Annotated in this window: 24 protein-coding genes and 1 pseudogene; 20 read left to right on the top strand and 5 right to left on the bottom strand. The window is 69.4% G+C overall.

The features are described from left to right. Positions 1-5 precede the first annotated feature (5 nt). The 10 genes from EV699_RS09550 to EV699_RS09505 all read left to right on the top strand — a co-directional run bounded on the left by EV699_RS09550 (position 6) and on the right by EV699_RS09505 (position 9473). The gene (locus EV699_RS09550; protein ID WP_132542030.1) at positions 6-857 is read left to right on the top strand and encodes an intradiol ring-cleavage dioxygenase; all 852 of its coding nucleotides are present in this window, start codon (positions 6-8) and stop codon (positions 855-857) included. A 107-nt stretch (positions 858-964) separates the two neighbouring features. Then, positions 965-2128 (top strand): muconate/chloromuconate family cycloisomerase, encoded by a 1164-nt coding sequence (locus EV699_RS09545; protein ID WP_132542028.1) that lies wholly within the window; start codon positions 965-967, stop codon positions 2126-2128. Between the two features lie 17 nt (positions 2129-2145). Beyond that, positions 2146-2433: a muconolactone Delta-isomerase gene (gene catC, locus EV699_RS09540; RefSeq protein WP_132542026.1), complete on the top strand. Its 288-nt coding sequence runs from the start codon at positions 2146-2148 to the stop codon at positions 2431-2433. Beyond that, complete coding sequence (locus EV699_RS09535; RefSeq protein WP_132542024.1) at positions 2430-3188, top strand: SDR family NAD(P)-dependent oxidoreductase; 759 nt, start codon at positions 2430-2432, stop codon at positions 3186-3188. The genes catC and EV699_RS09535 overlap by 4 nt, the downstream gene beginning before the upstream one ends. 208 nt (positions 3189-3396) lie before the next feature. Continuing rightward, entirely contained in the window at positions 3397-4791 is a 1395-nt protein-coding gene (locus EV699_RS09530; protein ID WP_132542022.1) for an MFS transporter, read from the top strand. Positions 4792-5089: 298 nt separating this feature from the next. Further along, a complete protein-coding gene (locus EV699_RS09525; RefSeq protein WP_132542020.1) occupies positions 5090-5962 on the top strand; it encodes a hypothetical protein in 873 nt (290 codons plus the stop codon). 100 nt (positions 5963-6062) lie between these two features. Next, the gene (locus EV699_RS09520) at positions 6063-6467 is read left to right on the top strand and encodes a cupin domain-containing protein (RefSeq protein WP_132542018.1); all 405 of its coding nucleotides are present in this window, start codon (positions 6063-6065) and stop codon (positions 6465-6467) included. Positions 6468-7693: 1226 nt separating this feature from the next. After that, the gene (locus EV699_RS09515) at positions 7694-8032 is read left to right on the top strand and encodes a hypothetical protein (protein WP_132542016.1); all 339 of its coding nucleotides are present in this window, start codon (positions 7694-7696) and stop codon (positions 8030-8032) included. A 309-nt stretch (positions 8033-8341) separates the two neighbouring features. Then, positions 8342-8815: a nucleoside deaminase gene (locus EV699_RS09510; protein ID WP_132542014.1), complete on the top strand. Its 474-nt coding sequence runs from the start codon at positions 8342-8344 to the stop codon at positions 8813-8815. Between the two features lie 97 nt (positions 8816-8912). After that, complete coding sequence (locus EV699_RS09505) at positions 8913-9473, top strand: hypothetical protein (protein ID WP_132542012.1); 561 nt, start codon at positions 8913-8915, stop codon at positions 9471-9473. A gap of 147 nt (positions 9474-9620) precedes the next feature. On the opposite strand, the pseudogene EV699_RS09500 reads toward EV699_RS09505, so the two are convergent. Further along, positions 9621-9788, bottom strand: a pseudogene (locus EV699_RS09500) (LysR family transcriptional regulator); the annotation flags it as partial. Positions 9789-9955: 167 nt separating this feature from the next. Here EV699_RS09500 and EV699_RS09495 point away from each other — a divergent pair. Next, positions 9956-10336, top strand: coding sequence for a GlpM family protein (locus EV699_RS09495; protein ID WP_424450026.1), 381 nt, complete (start codon positions 9956-9958; stop codon positions 10334-10336). Between the two features lie 135 nt (positions 10337-10471). Here the strand turns inward: EV699_RS09495 and EV699_RS09490 are convergent, their stop codons facing one another. Both EV699_RS09490 and EV699_RS09485 read right to left on the bottom strand, forming a co-directional pair. Continuing rightward, positions 10472-11080, bottom strand: coding sequence for a response regulator (locus EV699_RS09490; RefSeq protein WP_132542008.1), 609 nt, complete (start codon positions 11078-11080; stop codon positions 10472-10474). After that, entirely contained in the window at positions 11077-12462 is a 1386-nt protein-coding gene (locus EV699_RS09485; protein WP_132542006.1) for a cache domain-containing protein, read from the bottom strand. The genes EV699_RS09490 and EV699_RS09485 overlap by 4 nt, the downstream gene beginning before the upstream one ends. A 168-nt stretch (positions 12463-12630) precedes the next feature. On the opposite strand from EV699_RS09485, the gene EV699_RS09480 reads away from it, so the two are divergent. From EV699_RS09480 to EV699_RS09470, 3 genes are all read left to right on the top strand, one after another. Further along, entirely contained in the window at positions 12631-14709 is a 2079-nt protein-coding gene (locus tag EV699_RS09480; protein ID WP_243662612.1) for a carbon starvation CstA family protein, read from the top strand. 1 nt (position 14710) lies between these two features. Further along, complete coding sequence (locus EV699_RS09475; RefSeq protein WP_132542002.1) at positions 14711-14911, top strand: YbdD/YjiX family protein; 201 nt, start codon at positions 14711-14713, stop codon at positions 14909-14911. Between the two features lie 199 nt (positions 14912-15110). Beyond that, the gene (locus EV699_RS09470; protein WP_132542000.1) at positions 15111-16109 is read left to right on the top strand and encodes a CobW family GTP-binding protein; all 999 of its coding nucleotides are present in this window, start codon (positions 15111-15113) and stop codon (positions 16107-16109) included. 19 nt (positions 16110-16128) lie between these two features. On the opposite strand, the gene EV699_RS09465 is transcribed toward EV699_RS09470, so the two are convergent. Next, entirely contained in the window at positions 16129-16890 is a 762-nt protein-coding gene (locus EV699_RS09465; protein ID WP_132541998.1) for a bestrophin-like domain, read from the bottom strand. A 162-nt stretch (positions 16891-17052) separates the two neighbouring features. On the opposite strand from EV699_RS09465, the gene EV699_RS09460 reads away from it, so the two are divergent. Both EV699_RS09460 and EV699_RS09455 read left to right on the top strand, forming a co-directional pair. Next, the gene (locus EV699_RS09460) at positions 17053-17946 is read left to right on the top strand and encodes a pseudouridine synthase (protein WP_132541996.1); all 894 of its coding nucleotides are present in this window, start codon (positions 17053-17055) and stop codon (positions 17944-17946) included. Positions 17947-18228: 282 nt separating this feature from the next. Next, positions 18229-18489 carry a YjiS-like domain-containing protein gene (locus EV699_RS09455; protein ID WP_132541994.1) on the top strand — a complete coding sequence of 87 codons (261 nt, stop codon included), beginning with the start codon at positions 18229-18231 and terminating at the stop codon, positions 18487-18489. A 163-nt stretch (positions 18490-18652) separates the two neighbouring features. Here EV699_RS09455 and EV699_RS09450 read toward each other — a convergent pair whose 3' ends face one another. Then, positions 18653-19936, bottom strand: coding sequence for a hypothetical protein (locus EV699_RS09450; RefSeq protein WP_132541992.1), 1284 nt, complete (start codon positions 19934-19936; stop codon positions 18653-18655). A 219-nt stretch (positions 19937-20155) separates the two neighbouring features. On the opposite strand from EV699_RS09450, the gene EV699_RS09445 reads away from it, so the two are divergent. From EV699_RS09445 to EV699_RS09430, 4 genes are all read left to right on the top strand, one after another. Next, positions 20156-21160 (top strand): LacI family DNA-binding transcriptional regulator, encoded by a 1005-nt coding sequence (locus tag EV699_RS09445; RefSeq protein ID WP_132541990.1) that lies wholly within the window; start codon positions 20156-20158, stop codon positions 21158-21160. 57 nt (positions 21161-21217) lie between these two features. Next, positions 21218-22504, top strand: a complete 1287-nt coding sequence (locus EV699_RS09440) for an ABC transporter substrate-binding protein (protein ID WP_424450027.1) — start codon at positions 21218-21220, stop codon at positions 22502-22504. A gap of 86 nt (positions 22505-22590) precedes the next feature. Then, positions 22591-23508, top strand: a complete 918-nt coding sequence (locus EV699_RS09435) for a carbohydrate ABC transporter permease (protein WP_243662616.1) — start codon at positions 22591-22593, stop codon at positions 23506-23508. After that, positions 23505-24380 (top strand): carbohydrate ABC transporter permease, encoded by an 876-nt coding sequence (locus EV699_RS09430; protein WP_132541984.1) that lies wholly within the window; start codon positions 23505-23507, stop codon positions 24378-24380. The genes EV699_RS09435 and EV699_RS09430 overlap by 4 nt, the downstream gene beginning before the upstream one ends.

The raw sequence follows: 24380 nt of genomic DNA, 5'->3' as shown, positions 1-24380 counted from the left end.
ACATCATGGCCGAACTTTCGATGGAAGCCTTCACCGATACCGTCATCGGCGCGATCGGGCCCAAGACCACGCCGCGCACGCGCGAACTGATGACGGCACTGATCCGCCACATGCATGACTTCGCCCGCGAAGTGAAGCTGACCACCCCCGAGTACCTCGCCGCCTGCGACTTCGTCGTGCGCATCGGCCAGATGTCGGACGACAAGCGCAACGAGGCGATCCTCGCCAGCGACGTGTTCGGGCTGGAGAGCCTGGTCGACTTCCTCGACCACCACAGCGCCGAGCGCGGCGCCGCCACCGAGAGCGCGGTGCTCGGCCCGTTCTGGCGCGAGAACTCGCCGCTGCTGCCGAACGGCAGCAGCATCGTGCAGGGCGGCAAGGAAGGCGATTCCGTGCTGGTGCAGGGCCGCGTGCTCGGCGTCAACGGCCGCCCGGTCAAGGACGCGCTGGTCGCCGTCTGGGAAACCTCGCCGAACGGGCTCTACGAGCAGCAGGACCCCGACCAGCCCGAGTTCAACCTGCGCGGCCAGTTCCGCACCGACGAGAACGGCTACTACGCCTTCCGCGCGCTGCGCCCGATCGCCTACCCGATCCCCTTCGACGGCCCGGCCGGCGAGCTGCTGCAGATGATGGACCGCCACCCCTTCCGCCCCGCGCACATCCACTTCCGCGTGCGCGCCGCCGGCTACCACGAGCTGGTCACGCAGATCTTCGACCGTGACGACCAGTACCTCGACAGCGACTCGGTGTTCGCGGTGAAGAACTCGCTGGTCGTCGACTTCAAGCCGGCCCCGGCCGGCGCGGACACCCGCTTCGTCGTCGATTACGACATCGTGCTGGAGCCGCTCGCGGGCTGAGCCGCGCCCTGGTCCGGCCGCCGTGCCCGCAACCGCGGCACGGCGGCCGGCCGATCGATCCCTGCGCCGGGCGCCCCCGCCCGGCCGGACTGCCCGGAGATACCCGCATGTCCGCAAACCTTCCCCCCCTGCGGCCCGCCGCGGACCTGGCGCGTGACCTGACGGTGCGCGCGGTCAGCAGCCACATCGTCGACGTGCCGACGGTGCGCCGCCACAAGCTGTCGTCACTGTCGGTCAGCGCGCAGAGCTACGTGATCGTGCGCGTGCGCCTCGACAACGGCGTCGAAGGCATCGGCGAGGCCGCCACGCTCGGCGGGCCGCGCTGGAGCGAGGAGTGCGTCGAGAGCATCAAGGCGACCCTCGACGCCCACCTCGCGCCGGCGCTGATCGGCGCGCGCGCCGACCAGTTCGAGCGCGCCGGCGCACTGCTCGACGCCGCCGCGAAGCGCAACAACGCCGCCAAGGGCGCGCTGGAGAGCGCGCTGTTCGACGCCGTCGGCCGCACCCTCGGCGTGCCGGCGGCGGCGCTGCTCGGCGGCACGGTGCGCGAGCGCATCCCGGTGCTGTGGACGCTCGCCTCCGGCGACGCCGGCCAGGAGATCGAGGAGGCCGGGCAGAAGCTCGCCGCGCGCCTGCACGACACCTTCAAGGTCAAGATCGGCGCGCAGGCGCCGGAAGCCGACCTCGCCCGGCTGCGCCGGCTCGCCGTCGCGCTCGAAGGGCGCGCGCGGCTGATCGTCGACGCCAACCAGGCCTGGGACGAAACCATCGCCAACCGCTGCCTGCCGGAGCTCGCCGAAATCGGCGTGCGCCTGGTCGAGCAGCCGGTGCCGGCGTGGAACCTGGCGGGGCTGGCGCGGGTGCGGGCGCGCTCGGCGGTGCCGCTGCTGGCCGACGAGTGCGTGTTCAGCCCCCACGACATGCTCGCCGTCGCCCACGCCGGCGCGGCCGACGCGGTGTCGCTGAAGCTCGTCAAGCACGGCGGCCTGCTCGGCACGCGCAAGGTCGCCGCGGTCGCCGAGGCGGCCGGCATCGGCCTCTACGGCGGCTGCCTGCTGGAGAGCTCGATCGGTGCGGCCGCGCACCTGCAGGTGTTCGCCGGCCTGCGCGAGCTCGCCTGGGGCTGCGAGCACTTCGGCCCGCAGATCCTCACCGACGACCTCGTCACCGAGCCGCTGCACTACGCCGACTGCCACGTGCACCTGCCGAGCGGGCCGGGGCTCGGCGTCACCCTCGACGAAGACAAGCTGCGCCGCTACGCGCGCGCCTGAGTACGGAGGACACCCCCATGCTGTATTGCGTCCGGATGGATGTGCGCGTGCCGCACGACGTGGACCCGGAAACCTTCGAGCGGCGCAAGGCCGCCGAGAAGGCGCGTGCGCAGGAGCTGCAGCGCCAGGGCAAGTGGCGCCACCTGTGGCGCGTCGCCGGCTGCTACGCCAACGTCAGCATCTTCGACGTCGACAGCCACGACGAACTGCACGAACTGCTGTCGACGCTGCCGCTGTTCCCGTACATGGAACTGAGCGTCACGCCGCTCGCCCGCCACCCCTCGGCGATCGGAGACGCGGCGTGAGCCGCGTCGCGCTGGTCACCGGCGCGAGCGCCGGCTTCGGCGCGGCGATCGCGCGGCGCCTCGTGCGCGACGGCTACCGGGTGATCGCCGCGGCGCGGCGCGCCGAACGGCTCGCCGCCCTGCACGACGAACTCGGCGACGCGCTGCTGCCGCTGCCGCTCGACGTCACCGATGCCGCCGCCGTCGCGGCGCTGCCCGGCAGCCTGCCGCCCGGCTGGCGCGAGGTCGACGTGCTGGTCAACAACGCCGGCCTCGCGCTCGGCATGGAGCCGGCTTACCAGGCGCGGCTCGACGACTGGGACCGCATGGTGGCGGCCAACGTCAGCGGGCTGATGCACATGACCCGTGCCCTGCTGCCCGGCATGGTCGAGCGCAACCGCGGCCACGTCGTCAACCTCGGCAGCCCCGCCGGCAGCTACCCCTACCCCGGCGGGCACGTCTACGGCGCCTCGAAGGCCTTCGTCCGGCAGTTCAGCCTCAACCTCAAGGCCGACCTGGCCGGCACCGGGGTGCGCGTGACCAACGTCGAGCCCGGCCTCGCCGGCGGCACCGAGTTCAGCCTGGTGCGCTTCCACGGCGACGCCGACAAGGCGGCGCAGGTGTACGCGGGTACGCAGCCGCTGACCGCCGACGACGTCGCCGAGGCGGTCGCCTGGGCGCTGGGGCTGCCGCCGCACGTCAACGTCAACCGCATCAAGCTGATGCCGACCTGCCAGGGATCGGGGCCGTTCCTGGTCAAGCGCCAGGGCGCCTGAGCAGGGCCGGTACGGCCCGCCGCCGCCAGCCGACGCCCTGAAAGGGGCGACGGCCGCACGGCTCGACACACCACGAAACCCGTCCCCGCGGTGGCCCGTCCGGCACCGCGCGGCCCGCTGCTGCCCGGTTTCGGCCGCGGCCCGGCAGCCACGCCACGGGAAACCGGCGCCACGACGCCGATTACGATAACCAGAGGAGAAAACCGTCATGACCCGCAGCATCGACGTCCAGGACTTCATCAACGCCCATCCGCTATCGCGTTTCCAGGCACTGATCGTCGCCCTGTGCTTCATCATCGTCGCCATCGACGGCTTCGATACCGGCGCGATCGGCTTCATCGCCCCGGCGCTCAAGGCGCAGTGGCAGGTCACACCGGCCGAGCTCGCGCCGCTGTTCGGCGCCGGGCTGTTCGGCCTGATGATCGGCGCCTTCGTGTTCGGCCCGCTGGCCGACCGCATCGGCCGCAAGTACGCACTGCTGATCACCGTGACCTTCTTCGGCCTGGCGAGCCTCGCCTCGGCCTGGTCCACCTCGATCACCGAACTCACCGTGCTGCGCTTCCTGACCGGCATGGGCCTCGGCGGCGCGATGCCGAACGCGATCACGCTGACCTCGGAGTACTGCCCCGAGCGGCGGCGCTCGTTCCTGACCACGCTGATGTTCTGCGGCTTCACGCTGGGCTCGGCCTTCGGCGGGCTGGCCGCCGCGCACCTGGTCGCCGACTACGGCTGGACCTCGGTGCTGCTGCTCGGCGGCATCGCGCCAGTCGTGCTGCTGCCGGTGCTGGCCTGGGCGCTGCCGGAATCGGTGCGCTTCCTGGTGATGCGCAACGCCCCGGCCGCGCGCATCGCGGCGATCCTCGCCCGCATCGCCCCGCACGCCGACCTCGCCGGCGCGCAGTTCGTCGGCGTGCACAAGCCCAAGGGCTCGCCGGTGCGCCAGTTGTTCGCGCCCGAGCTGGTGCGCGGCACGCTGCTGCTGTGGCTCGCCTTCTTCATGAGCCTGCTGGTGTTCTACCTGCTGGCGAGCTGGCTGCCGACGGTGATCAACGGCGCCGGGCTGTCGCTGAAGCACGCCGCGCTGATGACCATGCTGCTGCAGATCGGCGGCACCGTCGGTGCGCTGCTGCTCGGCGCGCTGATGGATCGCGTCGACCCGCACCGCGTGCTCGGCGTCGGCTACGTGATGGCGGCGGTGTTCGTCGCGGCGATCGGCAGCGCCACCGGCTCGGTGTGGCTGCTCGGTGCGGCGGTGTTCGGTGCCGGCTTCTGCCTCGCCGGCGCGCAGGTCGGCGTCAACGTGCTCGCCGCCGGCTACTACCCGACCGCCAACCGCGCCACCGGCGTGGCCTGGGCCAACGCCGTCGGCCGCAGCGGCTCGGTGATCGGCTCGATGGTCGGCGGCGCCGTGCTCGCCAGCGGCCTCGGCCTGCCGACCGCGTTCGTCGTCGTCGGCCTGCCGGCGGCGATCGCCGGCCTGTGCATGTTCCTCAAGGCCGGCCTCGCCCCGCAGCCGCACCACCAGACGATGAGCGCCGCGGACGACGCTCCCGCCGCCCCTGTCGCCATCGCCACCGGCACCCCGGCTCGCGCCGCCGGCTGAGCCTGCCGGCTCCGCCACCGCTCTCCGCCTCACCCTCGCCCTTGCCCCCCTCTCCCTCCGGGAGAGGGGCCGGGGGTGAGGGTGTCTTTTTTCCCCCGCCCCCCACCCTTCCCAGCCACCTGATCAGAAACTACTTTTCGATCACCCCCGAGGCCCCACGGGCCGCCGGCCCGCGCACGTCCTGCTCCGTCGGTCGCACCATGAAAAAGCTCCTGCTCGTCACCTCGCACCTGCCGGCCATCGCCGTCGGCTTCGCGCTCGGCGTGTAGCAACTTCAACGCATACAGGGACAACGATCATGCAGATCAAGCTATTGGCGACAGCGACGACCAAGACCGACAAAGGCGGCCAGCGCGTGATCGCCAACCCCCAGAAGGGCCCCACCTGCTGGTATTACGCAGCCCGCATGATCCGCGAATCCTACGGACGGACCTATTCGAACCTCCACGATGTGCCCACGGAATTGCAAGGCGCCCGGGAGATCGAAAAACGGATTTCAAGCCTGCGCAAGATCGAGACCCGGATCGACTGGCTGGTGGGGGAGGAAGGCCTGCAGCAACAGATGGTGAACAAGCCATCGCCCCTGCCCGACACGCTGCTGAACAAGCTGCATCAGGCGACGCAAGAGATGTTCCCGAGCAAAACGGAATGGAAGCAGGTGCTGGACAAGTTCCTGATCAAGGTCATCAGCGAGGACGATTTCATCGACATCAGCCCCATCCCCCCGATCAGCAAGCAGTTCGTCACCTACATCAGCCGCACCGCGCCGCGGATGATCCTGATGGGGCTGACCGATTTCGAAGACGAAACGCTGCTCCAGCAATACGGTTTTCGGCCCTATCCATTGAGCCCCAACCTGATGGTGGACGCCATCGGCAAAAACATCTTGCTGTTGGGCAGCGGGCATTTCTCGCATGGCGACACCGCCCATGCCAGGACGAATACCGTCGAGTACAACAGCTCGAACGGAACGCCGTCAGCGCTGGACGTGTACACGGTGCAGCAGTTCGAGGCGGGCGGGCATGCGATCGTCATCAATGGCATCGGCCTGGGCGACACGCTGCACCTGATGTACCGCGACCCGCAGTACCCGCAACTGCAGTTCATGTTGCCTTATCCTGCGTTCGCCGAACGGGCCGCGGAGAAATGCCCCTTGATGTACCTGTCGTGACTTGCGCATTCGCCCATGCGACCCGCATCGCCACGGCACCCATGCCGTTGGCATGAAGGTACCGGGCGTCATCCCACCCCGCTCACACAGGAGCGCCGCCATGAGCGATTCCACTCCCAAGGTCCAGAGCGTTCGGCCCGATGTCGAAGTCGCGACACTGCAGCGCCTCCCCTACTTCATCGGCATCTCGGGGCAGACCGTCAACGCCACGGGGCTGTCGATGCACCTGGTGGTGATTCCGCCCGGCGCCCGCTCGGAGCCGCACCTGCACGTCGGCTACGAGACGGGCATCTACGTGCTGGAGGGCACCGTCTGCACGCGCTGGGGGCCGGCGCTGGAGCACGAGGTGATCAGCACCGCCGGCGAATTCCTGTTCATTCCGCCGGGCATCCCACACGAAGCGATCAACCTCAGCGCAACCGAACCCGCCCGCGCGGTGGTGGCGCGGAACGACCCCGCGGAACAGGACAAGGTCCAGCCCTTCGCCCCCGGCGCCGGCGAGTAACCTTGCGACCGGGAGGACGCCACCCGGATATCAGGAGGCACCGTGCGCCTCGACCGGGCGCCTGATCAGGTAGCGCCAGCAAGTACTGGTCCGCATAACACACGAAAAGTTCCCGGACGGAGACTTGCTAAATAACTGATCGACCGTTACCTTTCGTGGAATATTCTGAGATCGTAGGCGTGTTTAGGTGACCGATAGGTCACACAATTGTAATTAGACAGATCGGCTCGGCTGTCAGATCAGCGAGCCTGAAAAGGGAAGGCGCAGCCATGAGTGCGTTTCGAGACGTTGTAGGCATCCTGCTTCGCGAATACGACACCGACCTCGAGCGGAACTTGCGTGCGATCGAGACGAACCGCACGGTCATAAGCGGAGAGGATCAAGAGGAACAGCTTCGCATAGTATTGGAGTTGCTAATCAACTTTCAAATGCCTGGATCGTTAGCAGTACGTTGTTCGCATGACATGAAGTCTAAGGGGCTTCTGCAAGACATAAAGCGCCTGCAGAACGCTTACACCGCTCGAACAGCGCTGGCTGGCGTCCGCTTTGGGGAGAAGAAGGCTGCGCTCGTGTCGAAGGCGTTCCGAGACATCGACCATGCGGGCTCAGTCAAGCGCTGGTTGGAGCAAGTGCGGACCGGCCACACCTTGATCGGAAAGGGAGCACCGAAAGTAAGATCCAACCTACTGAAACAGACGGGGTACTTGGACGAGGCGCCAGTCGACGTTCATGTGGAGCGATTTGTGAGACGCGTCGTGGGCGTTCACCTAACCTGCGACAGGCGAGGAGAGAGGGAGCTGAAAGCACTTTGCAGCACGCACCTGAACGGGCTACGCTATCGCGAATATGATCTTGGGACTAGCGTGGGCGTGCTTGACAAACTCATACGCATTCATTGCAGCCCTGACAAGGACGAGTATGGGATATCCTACAGTGACATTTGCGGGGTCACGCCTCGCTGCGAGGTGTGCCCCGCTAGAGGTCCATGCCCCAAGGTCGATTGAAGTGACATAATCTTGAACCAAGGCGACATCATCAAAGATGGTCCACCGACACATGCCCTCGACTCCGAGGATTGTGATCTACTGATTAGATCGGGCTTTACAACTGCCTAACAATCGCGTGCAGCAGACGATCCGGCCCGTTACGTTACGTCCGTTGCAAGGCAACGGCCGCGCCGGGCCGTCCCGCAGTTGACGCTTGAACGTTAGCCGGATAGATCATGAATGCCTAAGATCAGATTTGCTGCGGCGAGTTCGGGTAAAGCGATAATGCTTGACTCGCCGAGGCCGGGTTATCCCGACAGAACCGTCGCCGCGTCTGTCGTGGATGAATGGATAGCGGACATGAAGCGCGCCGGCGTCGGTCGCCTGTGCTGCCTCCTGCCATCGAACCAATTCGAGTATTACCGCGCCGATCTGCTGGCCGCATACCGCAATGCCTTCGGACCATCGAATGTGTGCTGGACTGAGGTCGAAGGCTACCACTTGTGCGATCACGCAACGTTAGAGCGGCGTATTCTGCCGTTCCTCCACGAGTCCGAACAAATCAGGAATACCGGCTGATCACCCGCCGCGCAGGTTGGTGCCCGTGGAGTTCTGTGCTCCGGCACCATTGCCCACCCGCGTTTGCGCCATTACCTCAAGCTATTGATCTTCAATGAGTTACATATCAAACGCCGGACGTCCGACGGCACATCGGCGATGTGCGTGCCGGAATGCGTGCTTGGCCAGATCGATGGCAACAGTAGTAGCATCCGCCGCGGATTCCTTCTCCTTGAAAACCGGTCCTCATCCCGATGAGGACCGGCGGCGCCCCTTCGGCGCGGCAAAGGCGAAAGAATCCATTTCATATAACGCTAAGGGAGAAACGGCATGTCCAGCACCGAGATCGAAGCCCATCTGGTCGACTCCATCCGCCTTGCCATGACGAACGTGCGTGAGCGCAAGACGTGGCCCTTCGGCGCCGTGCTCGTCAAGGACGGCCAGGTTCTGGCGCGCGCGGTCAACGAAGTGGATGCCACCTGCGATCCCAGTGCGCACGCGGAGATGCAGGCCGTACGCGCCGCCAGCAAGGCACTGGGAAGCACGGACCTGAGCGGCAGCGTCGTCTATGCCAGCGGTTACCCCTGCCCCATGTGCCTGACCGCGATGTACCTCGCCGGGGTGAGCCAGGTCTATTACGCCTATTCCAACGAAGACGGTGCACCCTATGACCTGTCGGCCGAGCGCGGCTATGTGGAACTGGCCCGGCCGCTCGAACAGCGGGAAATGAAGCTGGCCTATGTGCCCGCCCGCGATGCGGGGCAGGATCTGTACGAGGCCTGGAAGGACGTGCAGGGCCAGTAGACGGCGGGCCGGGGTGAGGCCCTGGCGTCCGGCGTCCCGTTACGCGGGGCCGGCACACCGTGCCCGCCCATCCCTCCTGTACGTCGAGCGTCGTGACATGGGTTATTCGCTTTCCTGGCTGGCGTGTCGCGGGCTTCCGTTCGAAGCCGTGACGTCCCGGCTTTCTCTCCGCGCCACCGACCGCCATGACGCGTTTTCGCGGGCCGCGATTTCAGCGCAGACGCTCGGCGATGCCTGGCACCTGGTGATTGCCCATCGCTGCAACCACCGGATCATCGCGGCGCCATCGCTCGCGGCGCTCTCCGCCGGCGCCGAGGTCGTCGCTTGCGCCATCGAGGAGCACGTCATGTATGCCTCGGCCGAGCATTGGCGCGACGGGCAGCGTATCTGGCACATCGAGCACTGCAGCGAAATGGGCGAAAACCATCTCGCCGTCGAGGGCAGCCCGCCGGCATGCCTCGCGCAATGCGTTGCCGAGACGCAGCGCCTGCAGGCTGAAGACCGCGAAGTCGGCTGGTACTTCGAAATTCCACTGGACTGCGCCAAACGGCTGGTCGGATTCAAGCATGATGAAGACGACCCCCACATCGATTACGACCGGTTCCAGGCATTGGAACCATCAGCCCCGGAACGGAGGTGGTGGCAGTTCTGGAAATAGCGCACGGCACCTGCGGGCCGAACCGTCAGGACGTCGACGCCACCGTATCCCGCGCGGGCGAAGCACCAAAACCGCTTGATCCCCTCATCGAACGGGCAGGCCCCGCCCCCTTCGAGCCCGCCGGCCAGCGTCTGCCGGCAGGCGCCTTCATGACGCGCGGCGGTGGTAACGCAGCGCATCGACCAGCAGTGCGAAGGCCGGTGAGGACTGGCGGCGGCTCGGGTAATAGAGGTGATAACCCGGAAACATCGGGCACCCGTCTTCGAGCACCCGTTCGAGACGCCCTGCGGCGAGATGCGCCATGTCCTCCGGCAGACTGGTCGCCGAGGCGTATGCCGCCGGCCGTGTCCGCCCCGCCCCTGGCGAGGGGCGGCCGGAAGCCCCGGCCTTGCTGCGCCTTGTCCTAGGCTTGCACCCAGCCCCGCCGGCCCGCGCAGGCCACGCCGGCGGGGCCGGTCGGCTCGCTGCTCCGTCGGGCTTCGATGCTTCCCCGCCAACCGAAGGTGTCCCACGTGTTCTCGCTGATCCTGAAGTGCCTGCTCGGGGCCGTCGCGGTGCTCCTCATCGCCCTGCTGTCGAAGTCCCGGAATTTCTTCATCGCGGGCCTGGTGCCGCTCTTCCCCACCTTCGCGCTGATCGCGCACTACATCGTCGGCACGGAACGCTCCGCCGCCGATCTCCAGGTCACGGCGCTGTTCGGGCTGTGGTCGCTCGTCCCCTACGCCATCTACCTGCTGGCGGTCTACGCGCTCAGCCCGCGGCTGACGCTGGCGCCCACGCTCGGCCTGGCGACGCTGGCGTGGCTGGCGGCGGCCGGCGTGCTGCTCGCCGCCTGGACCCGCTGGTATCCATCGGGGGCGTGACGCGGGCGCAGGGCTCGGCCCCCTCCGCGAGGAATGCCATCGCCGATCGGCTGACGGTCGGCAGGCGGGTGCAGCTCGTCGACCAGGCGGACAGGCGCTGAGGCGACGGCCTGCGCCGCGCCGGGCCTCGCCGGTTCAGTTCCAGCCGCGCTCCAGCACGTAGCGCACCAGCGCGGCGGCGCCGTCGAGGTCGAGCTTGCGCATGATGTTGAGGCGGTGGGTTTCGACGGTGCGCGCGCTCAGGCTGAGCTGCGCGGCGATCTGGCGGTTGCTCAGGCCGCGGGCGACCAGCGTGGCGATCTCGCGTTCGCGCGGCGACAGTTCCACCGCGGCGACGCGGTCGAGCCCGGCCGGAGCCTGGAAACCGGCGCCGGCCAGCACCGCCTCGATCGCCGCGACGATGGCCTCGGCCGGGGCATCCTTCAGCACGTAGCCGCGGGCGCCGGCGCGCGCCGCCTCGGCGACGTAGCCCGGGTCCTCGTGCATCGTCAGGATCAGCACCGGCAGTTCCGGGCGCGCGGCGAGCAGCCGGCGCGTCGCCTCCAGGCCGTTGACGCCGCGCATGCCGATGTCCATCAGCACCAGGTCGGGCGCGTGCTCGACCACCGCCTGCAGCGCCGCCCCGGCGTCGCCGGCCTCGGCGACGACGCGAAAGCGCGCGGTGGCTTCGAGCCGCGCGCGCAGGCCGTCGCGCACCAGCGGGTGGTCGTCGACCAGCAGCAGGCGCACCGGCGCGGCCGTCATGCCGGCGCTCCGGGCGCGCGCAGCGCGCGGCGCGGGACGTAGCCCTCGATGCAGCAGCCGCGCCCCGGTGCGGTGTGCAGTTCGAGCCGGCCGCCGAGCGCCTCCAGCCGCTCGCGCATGTTGCGCAGGCCGAGGCCGCTGCGCTCGCCGGCGTGCATCACCGCCGGGTCGAAGCCGCAGCCGTCGTCCCGCACGCGCAGGCACAGCCCGCCGCGGTGCGGGCCGAGTTCGAGCACGAGGTGGTGGGCGCCGGCGTGGCGCACGGCATTGGCGACCGCCTCCTGGGTGATGCGGAACAGCGCCGCGGCGACCGCGTCGGGCAGCGCCGCACCGCCCGCCGCGTGCACCTCGACCGCGAGGCCCGAGGCCGCCGCGGTGTCGCGGCCGAGGCGTTCGAGCGCGGCGTCGAGGCCGAGGTCGTCGAGCAGCGTCGGGCGCAGCGCCTGGGCGATGCCGCGCAGGTCGGCGAGCGCCTCCTGCAGCCCGGCGAGCGCGCCGGCGAGCGGGGCACCGGCGGCGGTGCGCGGCTGCGCCGGATCGGCGAGCCTGGCCGCGGCCGATTCGAGCACGAACTTGACGGCGACCAGTTGCTGGCTCAGGCCGTCGTGCAGCTCGCGGGCGACGCGCGTGCGCTCCTCCTCCTGCGACTGCACCACGCGCTCGGCGAGCGCGCGCAGGCGCGCGTCGGCGAGGCGGCGCTCGCTCAGGTTGAGCGCGACCCCGCTGCCGGCCACCGCCAGCACGCCGCACAGCGCGATCGCGGCGATCGTCGCCTGGGTGGTGCGGGCGCTGTGCGCGACCTCCTGCTCGACGCCGGCGAGCGCGGCCTGCACGTCGTCGAGGTAGATCCCGGTGCCGAGCATCCAGCGCCAGCGCTCCAGCGCGATCACGTAGCCGAGCTTGGGCGCGACCGGCGCGCCGCTCGACGGCTTCGGCCACGGGTACTCGACGGTGCCGCCGCCGGCGCGCGCGCGGGCGATCAGCTGCTGGATCGTCGCCCGCCCCGCCGGATCGCGCATCTCCCACAGGTTGCGCCCGACCAGCTCGGGCTGGCGCGGGTGCATCAGCACGTTGCCGTCGAAGTCGTAGAGGAAGAAGTAGCCGTCGACACCGTAGTCGAGCGCGGCGAGCAGCGCGCGCGCCTCGGCCTTGGCGGCATCGTCATCGCGGCCGGCGTCGTAGAGGCGGCCGACCGCCGAGCGCGCCAGGCCGACGTAATGGCGCAGCTCCGCCTCCTTGCTCGCCATCAGCGCCGGGCGCAAGGCCGCACTCGCTTCGCGCAGCAGTTGTTGCGCCTGGTGCTGCACCGCCCAGCCGACGCCGAGCGCGACCAGCACCAGCGGAGCCAGCGACAACAGCAGGATCTTGTGGCGGAGTTCCATCGCGGTGCCGGAAAGCGGGGACGGGGCGGCAGTTTACGTAGTTTTGCGGATGGTGGCGGTGGATACACATGCTAAGAATCCACACGCCGACAGGCGCAGTGTTTTTCCATATAACGAAATATAGTCGCCATCAGGATTCGCCATCCGGTTGGCAGGAGGATGCTCCACGTGAACCGCATCACATCCCATTTCGGCTGGGCCGCGCTCGCCGCGCTCGGCGCCGGTGCGCTCGGGGTCGTCGCGCTGTCGCGCGGCGAAACCATCAACGCACTGTGGCTGGTCGTCGCGGCGGTCTCGGTCTACCTGATCGCCTACCGCTACTACAGCCTCTACCTCGCGCGCGAGGTCGCCGGCCTCGACGCCACGCGGATGACGCCCGCCTGGCGCCACAACGACGGCCTCGACTACGTGCCGACCAACCGCTACGTGCTGTTCGGCCACCACTTCGCCGCGATCGCCGGCGCCGGCCCGCTGGTCGGCCCGGTGCTCGCCGCGCAGATGGGCTACCTGCCGGGCACGCTGTGGATCCTCGCCGGCGTGGTGTTCGCCGGCGCGGTGCAGGACTTCCTGGTGCTGTTCGTGTCGACGCGCCGCGACGGCCGCTCGCTCGGCGACCTGGTGAAGTCCGAACTCGGCCTGATACCGGGCGTCATCGCGCTGTTCGGCACCTTCATGATCATGGTGATCATCCTCGCGGTGCTGGCGCTGATCGTCGTCAAGGCGCTCGCCGAGAGCCCCTGGGGCACCTTCACCGTCGCCGCGACGATCCCGCTGGCGATCTTCATGGGCATCTACACCCGCTACATCCGCCCCGGGCGCATCGGCGAGGTGTCGGTGATCGGCTTCGTCGTACTGATGGCGGCGATCATCTACGGCGGTGACGTGGCGGCCAGCCCGACCTGGGGCCCGCTGCTGACCTTCGACGGCAAGTCGCTGACCTGGATGCTGATCGGCTACGGCTTCGTCGCCTCGGTGCTGCCGGTGTGGCTGCTGCTCGCGCCGCGCGACTACCTGTCGACCTTCCTGAAGATCGGCACCATCGTCGGCCTCGCGATCGGCATCGTGATCGTCGCGCCCCAGATGAAGATGCCGGCGCTGACCCGCTTCATCGACGGCAGCGGGCCGGTGTGGTCGGGCAGCCTGTTCCCCTTCCTGTTCATCACCATCGCCTGCGGCGCGGTGTCGGGCTTCCACGCGCTGATCTCCTCCGGCACCACGCCGAAGCTGCTCGAAAACGAAACCCAGGCGCGCTTCATCGGCTACGGCGGCATGCTGGCCGAGTCCTTCGTCGCCATCATGGCGCTCACCGCCGCGTCGGTGATCGAGCCCGGCGTCTACTTCGCGATGAACAGCCCGGCCGCGGTGCTCGGCACCACGCCGGAAAGCGCCGCGCAGGTGATCAACGGCTGGGGCTTCATGATCACCCCCGAGGTGCTGACCAGCACCGCGCAGGCGGTCGGCGAGCACAGCATCATCTCGCGCGCCGGCGGCGCACCGACGCTCGCCGTGGGCATGGCGCAGATCCTGTCGCAGGTGTTCGGCGGCCATTCGATGCAGGCCTTCTGGTACCACTTCGCGATCCTGTTCGAGGCGCTGTTCATCCTCACCGCGGTCGACGCCGGCACCCGCGCCGGACGCTTCATGCTGCAGGACCTGCTCGGCACCTTCGTGCCGGCGCTGAAGCGCACCGAGTCACTGCTCGCCAGCCTGATCGCCACCGGCCTGTGCGTCGCCGCCTGGGGCTACTTCCTGTACCAGGGCGTGGTCGACCCGCTCGGCGGCATCAACACGCTGTGGCCGCTGTTCGGCATCGCCAACCAGATGCTGGCCGCGATCGCGCTGACGCTGTGCACCGTGGTGCTGTTCAAGATGAAGCGCGAGCGCGCGGCGTGGGTCACCGTGGTGCCGACGCTGTGGCTGCTGACCTGCACCCTCACCGCCGGCTGGCAGAAGATCTTCCACGCCGACCCGAAGATCAGCTTCCTCGCCCGCGCCGCCAAGTACTCCGATGCGCTCGCCAACGGCAAGGTGCTGGCGCCGGCCAAGTCGCTGGGGGAGATGAGCCGCGTGATCTTCAACGACTACCTCGACGCCGCGCTGTGCGCGCTGTTCATGGGCGTGGTGATCAGCGTGCTGGTCTACGGCGTGCGCGCCTGCCTGCAGGCGCGCGCCTCGCATCGCCCGACGGCGAACGAGACCGCCTTCGAGCCGCTGCCGGCCGAGGCCCGCGCCGAGGCCACGCCCTGAGATGTTCCGGGAACTGGCGAAGGCCGGGAAATACCTCGGCCAGGCCGCGCGGCTGATGGTCGGCATGCCCGACTACGACACCTACGTCCAGCACATGCGGCTGAACCACCCGGAACGCGAGCCGATGAGCTACGAGGCCTTCTTCCGCGAGCGGCAGGATGCCCGCTACGGCGGCAAGGGCGGCTCCGGCCGCTGCTGCTGAGCGGCCCCGCCCGCCCCCGCTCCCCGGAGCCGGGGGCGGGCAGATCGCACTGGTACTGGAAGGCACCCTCACCCCCAACCCCTCTCCCAGAGGGCGAGGGGAGGAAGCGCCACCCCTCTCTCCCTCTGGGAGAGGGGCAGGGGTGAGGGTACTTTCCAACGAGCACCCTACCGATAACGCCACCACCCCCGACGCCCCCATGCACCCGATTCCCGTCACCGTCCTCACCGGCTTCCTCGGCGCCGGCAAGACCACGCTGCTGAACCGCCTGCTCGCCGCCCGTCCACACGAGCGCATCGCCGTCGTCGAGAACGAGTTCGGCGCCACCGGCATCGACGGCGCGCTGGTGGACGGCGCCGTCGAGGTCGTCGAACTCGCCGGCGGCTGCGTCTGCTGCAGCGTGCGCGGCGAACTCGGCGCCGCCCTCGCCGACCTGCTGGCGCGGCGCGACGCCGGCACGCTCGCCTTCGAGCGCCTGATCCTCGAAACCACCGGCCTCGCCGACCCGGCGCCGGTGGCGCAGACCTTCTTCGTCGATGAGGTGCTGCGCGAGCGCCTGCGCCTCGACGCCGTGGTGACGCTGGTCGACGCCGAGCACGCCGCGCGGCAGCTCGACGAGCACCGCGTCGCCGCCGCGCAGGTCGGCTTCGCCGACCGCCTGCTGCTGAGCCGGACCGACCGCGTCGACGCCGCGGCCGTCGACGCGCTGTGCGCACGCCTGCGCCGCATCAACGCGCGCGCGCCGATCGTCGCCAGTCCCCACGGCGGCGCCGACCCGCGCGACTGGCTCGACATCGGCGCCTTCGACCTCGACGAGCGCCTCGAACTGCCGCCCGCGGCCTTCGCCGTGCGCCCCGCCGGCGCGGCCGCAGCGGCGCTCGGCCGCGCGCCGGCGCACGACGACGACATCGCCTCGCGGGTGTTCGAGCACCCGGGCGCCGTCGACCTCGACCGCATCGGCGCCTTCATGGAGCAATTGATCGAGACCCGCGGCAACGACATGCTGCGCTACAAGGGCGTGTTCGCGATCCGCGACGAGCCGCGCCGCCTGATCGTGCAGGGCGTGCACCGCATCGCCGGCTTCGACTACGGCAGCGCGTGGCGCGCCGACGAGCCGCCGGGCACGCGCCTCGTCGTCATCGGCCGCCGCCTGCCGTTCGCCGAGATCGCCGCGGCCTTCGCCGCCGCCTGCGCCTGAGCCCCGCCGGCGGGCACGGCTAGCGGTTCAGGCGGGCGTAGGCGTAGCGCAGCGGCTCGGCCGAGACCTTGATCAGGCCGTCGAACGGCCGGTCCATCTCCAGGATCAGGAACACCGCCGAACCGACGCAGAAGGCGCACACCACCAGCACCCCGATGACGGTGGGATTGTGCGGGGCCAGCAGCCCGAAGCAGGTGAAGGTGATCGTCAGCCACAGCACCAGGATCACCAGAAACGGCGGCGGGACCGAGGTGCCGGCGCCGGCCACCACGATCCAGCGCGCGCCCAGCAGCGCCTCGCCGAACTCCAGCGCCCGCGCCTGCAGGCGCCGCTGCGATTCGCTGTGCGGCGTCAGCGCCGCGATCCGCTCCATCAGCGTCTCGACCATCGCGGTCGTCGCCACCGGGTCGAGCTGCGCCGCGCGGCCCGGGTCGCTGGGCCAGGTCATCTCGATCTTGACCGCGACGGCGCGCTTCAGCTCCTCGCGCAGCGGCGCCGCCTCCGGGCCGTAGCGCGCCAGCGCGCGGTCGAACGCGAGCAGGTCCGCCGCCGCGTGCTTGACGGTGGAGTCGAGCGTCTCGAAGGAATTCTTCGCCGACGCGGTCACCAGGCCGAGCACCAGCGCGGTCATCGTGGCGACGAGCCCGATGCCGAGCTTCACGGTGTCGCGGGAATCGTCGCTGACATGATGCTCCGGCAGCCAGCGGCGCAGCCGGCTGCCGGCCAGCGCACCGCCGAGGGCGCAGGCGAACACGATCAAACCGATGACGGTGGGATTCACGATGCTCCAGCCGACCTCTCCGGGAGTTCACACAGCAGGGGCGCCCCGCGCCGGCCACCGCCCGGGGCGTGCACCGGCACGCCCCCGCCACCGGCCGCAGAGGCGAGCGCAGTGTGCATGCGCTCGTCCGCTTCGGCCATGCCGCCGCCGGCAGCGGCGCGCATGAGCACGCCCCCTGCACCGCTGCCGCTGCGCGCGGGGGTGGCGCCGAGCAGCACGTGGCTGGCGGACGGCGCGGAAGCGCGCGTGCTCGAACGCCTGGTGGCGCGCTTCCCGGCGATCGCGCGCGCCGACTGGGCGGCGCGCATGGCGCGCGGCGAGGTCGTCGACCGCCACGGCACGCCGCTCGGCCCCGACAGCGTCCACCACGGCGGGCTGCGCGTGTACTACTACCGCGAGCTCCCGCCCGAGGCGCCGATCCCCGGCACCGTCGAGGTGCTGTACCGCGACGCGCATCTGCTGGTGGTCGACAAGCCGCACTTCCTGCCGGTGATCCCGGCCGGGGCCTACCTGCACGAGACCCTGCTGGTGCGGCTGCGCCAGGTGCCCGGGCTCGAACACCTGGCACCGCTGCACCGCCTCGACCGCGACACCGCGGGGCTCGTGCTGTTCTCGGTGAACCCGGCGAGCCGCGCCGCCTACAGTGAACTGTTCCCGCAGCGGCGGGTGCACAAGGTCTACGAGGCCCTCGCCCCGGATCGCCCCGGCCTCGCGTGGCCGCTGCTGCGCCGCAGCCGGCTCGCGCCCGGCGAGCCCTTCTTCCGCATGCGCGAGGTCGACGGCGCACCGAACGCCGAAACCCTGATCACCCGCCTCGACGGCGACGGCCGCCTCGCGCGCTACCGGCTCGAACCGCACACCGGCCGCAAGCACCAGTTGCGCGTGCACCTCGCCGCGCTCGGCATCCCCATCGTCAACGACCGCTGCTACCCCGAGCTGCTGCCCGCGGCACCCGACGATCCCGCCCGCCCGCTCAAGCTGCTGGCACGCACGCTGCGTTTCACCGACCCGCTGAGCGGCGCCCCGCGACGCTTCGACAGCCACCGCTCGCTGTGACCCGCGGCGGCCGTCGGGCCGTGCAAGCCGCCGTGCAGGGGCCCGGCAGCGAGCACCCGGGCCTCCCCTGCCCGGCCGCCGCCGGCGCGCAAGCGCCGGAGCGGCGGCGTGCACCGGCCCCGTTCCGGCGCCTTCGCACACGCGCCAGGGCACTGGATCGTCAGATAGATAATCTCATGCTGCGTTTGCACATAACTCATTCGTCGAAAACCGATGCCTGCAGTATGCTGCAACGCATCAAAGCTGCACCGGCGTGCAGCACGCAGTAAGAGGTGATTCAAAATGTTCCTGCTCATCCAACTGTTCAGCCTGGCCCATAACCGTTTCGAAAACCGCGCCGCCAAGCGCCAGCTCGCCGCGCTCAGCGACCGCAACCTCGCCGACATCGGCATCGAGCGCGCCGAAATCACCGCAGTGGTCGAGGCGGCCGACGCCGCCGCCAGCGGCCGCCGCCTGCGCTACGCCCGCGACATCGCCTCGCCGGCGCAGCAGTTCGCCTACATGCGTGCGCACCTCGGCGGCACCGGCTCGCAGCTCGCCTGAGCCCGCCGCCCCGACCGGGGCGCGCAACGACGGCAGCCAAGCACCGCCGCCCGCGGGCGGCGGTTCGTTTTCCGGGATCGGACGGCGGGACGCCGTAACGCCTGCGGGCCGGGGCAGTGCCCGCCGCCGGCGCGTGCCATGGACGGCCATCCCTCCCCCTGCCTTACCAGTTCCACCACTCGCGCGGCAGCTTCTGCCACGCGGTCGGGCGCACCGGGTCGCCTTCGGGCACCACCAGCGAGCCGATGAACTCAGCGTGGTCGTAGACGTCGCGCAGCGCGCGCTCGATGCCGTCGAGATCGGCGTCGGCGACCACGCCGTTGCTGGTGGCCTTGTAGAACTGCACGGTGACGCGGATCGGGAAGCGCGGATCGCGCTCCAGGCGCGCCTCGACGCCTTCGCGGTAGGGGCCGAGGCGCGGACCGTGGCCGAGCACGGCCTGCTCGACGTCGCTGCGCGCGCGCTCCGCCGCCGCCGACGAGGGAGCCGGCGCGGGCATCGCCGCCATCGGTACCGGCAGCCCCGGCAGCACGCCGCGATCGCGGTGCTTCAGCGGCACCTGCACCAGCATCAGCATGTCGGCGCCGCGGGCGAGCGCGCTGCGGTCGCCTTCGCTGCGCGGCCCGCCCTGGGCCTCGATGCGCTCCCTGACGTCGCTCAGGCGCTCGGCGGTGAAGGCGGTGCGGTTGCCGTGATCGTTGAAGTACAGCTCCTGGCCGTGGCCGAAGGCGCTGTCCTCGCCGGCGTTCTCGATCACCTTGATGCTGGTGCCCTCGCGCGTGACCAGCAGCGTCAGCACCGCCGGCGAGCCCGGCGCCGACTGGTAGTTGAACACCACCGGGTTGAAGGTCGCCTCGCCGCGCCTGGGCACCGGCAGGAACACCGCCTGCGCGGCCACCAGCAGGTGGGTGTCGCGCGCATCGGTGAGGTCGGTCTCCCCCTGCAGGCTGTCCGGCGCCGACGCCCAGGCGCGCAGGTCGCGCAGCACGTCGAGCAGCGGCACCGAGCGCAGCGGCCCGCCACGCTCGTTGCCGACGCGCACGAAGAACTGCCCGGCGGGTACGTCACCGGTGCGGTCGGTGAAATTGGGCTGGCGGATCACCGGCATCAGCGCCGTCTGCCAGCCGCGCCGCGGGTCGGGGCGGCGCACCTGCAGCGTCAGGTCGGTGATGTTGGGGCCGAGCGCCGAGCCCTGCGCGCGGCCGGTGTCCTCCCAGGCGACGTTGACCACCGCCAGCCCGCGCCGCTGCACGCGGGCGACCAGGTCGCGGTCGCCGACCATGCCGACCACGCGCTCGATCGCGCGCGCGTACTCGGCATCGATGCGCGCATCGGGCGATCGCGCAGCATTGTCGTCGACGATGCCCCAGTCGGTCGACTCGGCGGCCGACGCCGCGGTGAGCGCGAGCAGCAGGGCGAGGCTGGAAGCGATGGGGCGTACGGACATGGACGGCCTCGCGGCGGTGGCGGACGGAGGCGCTATCCTGCGCCAGACGCACCGCCCCGGCCACCGCAGCGCCCGCCCCCTGACCCGCACCACCCCGCCACCTGCCGCGGCACGCGAGTCCGCGAGTCCGCGAGTCCGCGAGTCCGCGAGACGATCATTGACAGGGGAGTCGTCCCTGCTATCATGGGTAAACGTTAACTCAACCGGACATTCAAGTTCATGCGCGTCTCGCTCGAAGACATCGCCCGTGCCGCCGGCGTGTCCGTCAAGACGGTCTCGGGGGCCCTGCATGGCGGGTCGGCCCGCATGGCCGCCGACACGCGTGAACGCATCCAGGCACTCGCCACCGAGCTCGGCTACGTGACCAACCTGCCGGCGCGCGGCATCCGTCAGGGCTGGCTGCCGCTGATCGGCGTGGTGGCCGACGGCGTCATCACCTCACCGTTCGCGACCCACATCATCCGTGGCCTCGACGGCGAGGCCAGCAAGCAGCAGATGTCGGTGTTCGTGACGACGGTCAGCGCCGCGCGCGATGCGGCGGCCACCATCGCGGAAGTCGAGCGCTTCCGCCCGCGGGCGATCGCCTACGCGACGATGTACCACAAGTTCGTCGACCTGCCCGAGGCCGCCGACCGCGCGGTCGGGCTGCTGATCAACTGCCGCAGCCGCGATGCGGCGCGCGCGGCGCTGGTGCCCGCCGAGCGGGACGCCGCGTTCACCATCACCGATTACCTGCTCCGGCACGGGCGCCGGCGCCCGGCGTTCCTGAACCTGCCGGGCCTGCTCGCGGGCGAGCTGCGCGAGGCGGGTTTCCGCCAGGCGCTGCGCGCACACGACCTCCCGGTCGTCGAGGAGCGGATCGGCGCCGCCGTCAGCGGCGGCTTCTACAGCGACAAGGCCGAGAGCCTGGTGCAGGCGCGCATCGGCGCCTGGCTCGCCGGCGCCGACGCGCCGGACGCCATCCTCTGCGGCAACGACCGCATCGCGCTGGAGGCCTACAACGCGCTGCGGCGGCTGGGGGCGCGCATCCCCGACGACGTCGCGATCGCCAGCTTCGACAATCAGGTGGACATCGCCTCGCGCCTTGATCCGCCGTTGACTACGATGGCCTTGCCGCATCGCGAAATGGGCCAGCTTGCCGCGGACATCCTGCTCGGGCTCACCGAGACCCCGGAAGGTGTCCTTGAAGTCCCGTTCCGCCTCGTCGAGCGCCGCTCGGTCTAGCGCGGAACGCATAACCCACCGCAGTGAAGGAGATGACAGATGCTGAAGTCCGGCTTTTTGGGTAAACGGTTACTCATCGTTGCGGCGCTGGCTGCCGCTACCGCCGCCACGCTGCCTGCCGAGGCGAAGACCAAGATCACGATGATGCACCAGGGCACCGCCGACTGGGTACAGACCTACAAGCAGGTCGCCGCGGAATTCGAGGCCGCGAACCCCGACTACGAGGTCGAGCTGATCTACGCCCCGCACGATTCGTACAACGAGAAGCTGGGCGCGGCGATCACCGCCAAGCAACTGCCCGACATCATCGAGCTCGACGCCCCGTTCCTCGCCAACTACGCCTGGTCGAAGTACGTGGTGCCGATCTCGCCGTACATCGACCCGGCGATCCTCGCCGACATGACCGCCTCGAACGTCGCGCAGGGCACCTACCCCATCGACAACAAGCTCTACGCCATCGGCCTGGCCGACAGCTCGATCGTGCTCTACGGCAACCGCAAGTACCTGGAGCAGATCGGCGCCCGTATCCCCACCGGCGTCGACGACGCCTGGACGCGCGAGGAGCTGGAGGCGGTGATGGCCAAGCTCGCCAAGGTCGACGGCGTGAAGTGGCCGCTGGACCTGTTCCGCGGCTACGGCATCAAGAGCGAGTGGGTGACCTACGCGTTCTCGACCGTGCTGCAGTCGATGGGCTGCGACCTGATCGACCGCAAGACCTGGAAGGCCACCGGCACGCTGGACAGCGAGCCCTGCGTCAAGGCGACCAAGATGCTGCAGGACTGGGCCAAGGCCGGCATGGTGGTGCCGCAGTCCGCCGGCACCAACCAGTTCTATGCGGCGGGCAACCCCGCCGCGCTGGCGATGGGCGGCCACTGGTTCTACGCCGAGGCGCAGAAGACGATGGGCGACAACATCGTCGTGATGCCGCTGCCGAAGTTCGGCGACAAGGCGGTCAGCCCCAACGGCACCTGGATCTGGGCGATCACCTCGGCGGCCAAGAACCCCGAGGCGGCCGGCAAGTTCCTCAGCTACTTCCTGGCCAGCAAGACGCTGCGTGACCAGGCCCGCTCCCAGAGCGCCTACCCGGGGCTGAAGTCCTTCGCCGCGTCCTCGCCGCTGTACGCGCCGGGCGGTGCGATGGCGGTCGCCTTCGACCAGGCCGACAAGACCGCCGTGGCCCGTCCGCCGCACCCGGCGTACCCGACCATCACCGTCGCCTTCATGGAAGCGATGGACACGATCTTCAACGGCGGCGATCCGAAGAAGGCGCTGAACAAGGCGGCCCGCAAGATCGACGAGGAGATCGAGGACAACGCCGGGTATCCGCCCTTCGGCACCAAATGATCCGCGCCCAGCGCGCCCGGATGGACGGCGCCTGACGCCGTCCATCCGCCAACAGCCATCAGGCGAGGATTTGCAAGATGAGCGAAATGGCTTTGCCCACCACCGACAAGCGCACCAAGCTGCGCATCGCGAACCGCGAGTTCCGCCAGGAACTCGGCATGCTGATGCCGGCCCTGGTGCTGCTCGCGATCTTTCTCGTCGTCCCGTTCCTGCTGTCGTTCTGGTTTTCGCTGACCAACGAGCGCCTGGTACCGCGGCCGGTGCCGGCGAGCTTCATCGGGCTGCAGAACTTCCAGCGGGTGCTGAGCGATCCGTCGTTCTGGAATTCGCTGTGGAACGTCATCCGCTTCACGCTGATGGTGCTGCCGATCCAGTGCGGCTTCGCGCTGCTCACGGCGGTGCTGATCAACCAGAAGCTGCCGTTCCGCAACCTGTTCCGCAGCCTGCTGTTCCTGCCGGCGATCTCGTCGATGGTGATCGTCTGCGTGATCTGGTCGACGCTCTACCAGTTCCCGACCGGGCCGCTGAACAGCCTGCTGCAGGGCCTCACCTTCGGCCTCGCCGGGCCGGTCGACTGGCTGGGTGATTCCGCGTGGTCGATGCCCGCCCTGGTGCTGCTCTCGGCGTGGCAGGCCTACGGCTTCCAGATGATCGTCTACCTGGCCGGGCTGCAGAACATCTCGCCCGAGCTCTACGACGCCGCCAAGATCGACGGCGCCAACGCCTGGCAGCGCTTCTGGCACATCACCATGCCCGGCCTGAAGCAGACCCACGTGTTCGTGATCCTGATCACCACGATCCAGGCGTTCAAGCTCTTCACCCAGGTCAACATCCTGACCCAGGGCGGGCCCGACGGCCGCACCGATACCGTCGTCCATTACATGATCCACTCCGGCTTCGTCGAACAGAAGGTCGGCTACGCCTCGGCGGTGTCGATCATCCTCTTCGTCATCGTTCTCGCCGTATCGCTGGTACAGCGGCGGCTGATGAGGGACGCGTCATGAGCGCGAGCACGCTTCTGCAGAAGTTCGGCTGGCGGCGCCTGTCGAGGCTGGAAATCGTCCAGTTGGTGAGTCTGACCATCATCGCGATCGTCGTGGTGTCGCCGCTGATCATCCTGGTGGTCGCGAGCCTCAAGCCCGACCGCTTCGCGATCCTCGCCGACATGGGCAGCATGCGGGCGTTCTGGGTCGACGACCCGACGCTCAACAATTACCGGGAGATCCTGAGCTTCGACGGCGCGCTGCCCTTCGGCCGCTACCTGGTCAATTCGGTCTTCATCCTGCTGACCACGGTGACCGGCGGCCTGCTGATCAATTCGATGGCGGCGTTCGTGCTCGCCTGGGGGCAGATGCGCGGACGCGCGGTGATCCTCTCGGTGCTGATCGCGCTCTACATCATTCCGCAGGAATCGATCGTCATGCCGCTCCTGGTGCTGGTCAACAAGCTCGGCATGTCGGACGGCTTCTCGGCGCAGATCCTGCCGTGGATGGCGAGCCCGATCTACATCTTCCTGTTCTACCAGTTCTTCAAGCAGGTCCCGAAGGACATCGTCGAAGCCGCGCGCATGGATGGCGCCTCGCTGTTCCGCATCTACTGGTCGATCTTCGTGCCGCTGAGCCTGCCGGTGATGGCGACCGTGACGATCCTGCTCGGCATCGACATGTGGAACCAGTACCTGTGGCCGATGCTGGTGACCCAGAGCGATTACGCCCGGCCGATTTCGGTGGCGATCGCCGGCTTCTTCGGCCAGGACACGGTGTTCTGGAACACCGCGATGGCGGCCTCGGTGCTGATGATGGTGCCGGTCCTGGTGTTCTACCTGTTCTTCCAGAAGTGGTTCATGAACTCGTTCGCTGGCGCCGTCAAAGGATGA

This window comes from Plasticicumulans lactativorans (assembly GCF_004341245.1).
GTDB classification, from domain to species: Bacteria; Pseudomonadota; Gammaproteobacteria; order Competibacterales; family Competibacteraceae; genus Plasticicumulans_A; species Plasticicumulans_A lactativorans.
Note: the sequence above shows the minus strand (reverse complement) of the source record. Positions and strands in the feature narration are given on the sequence as shown.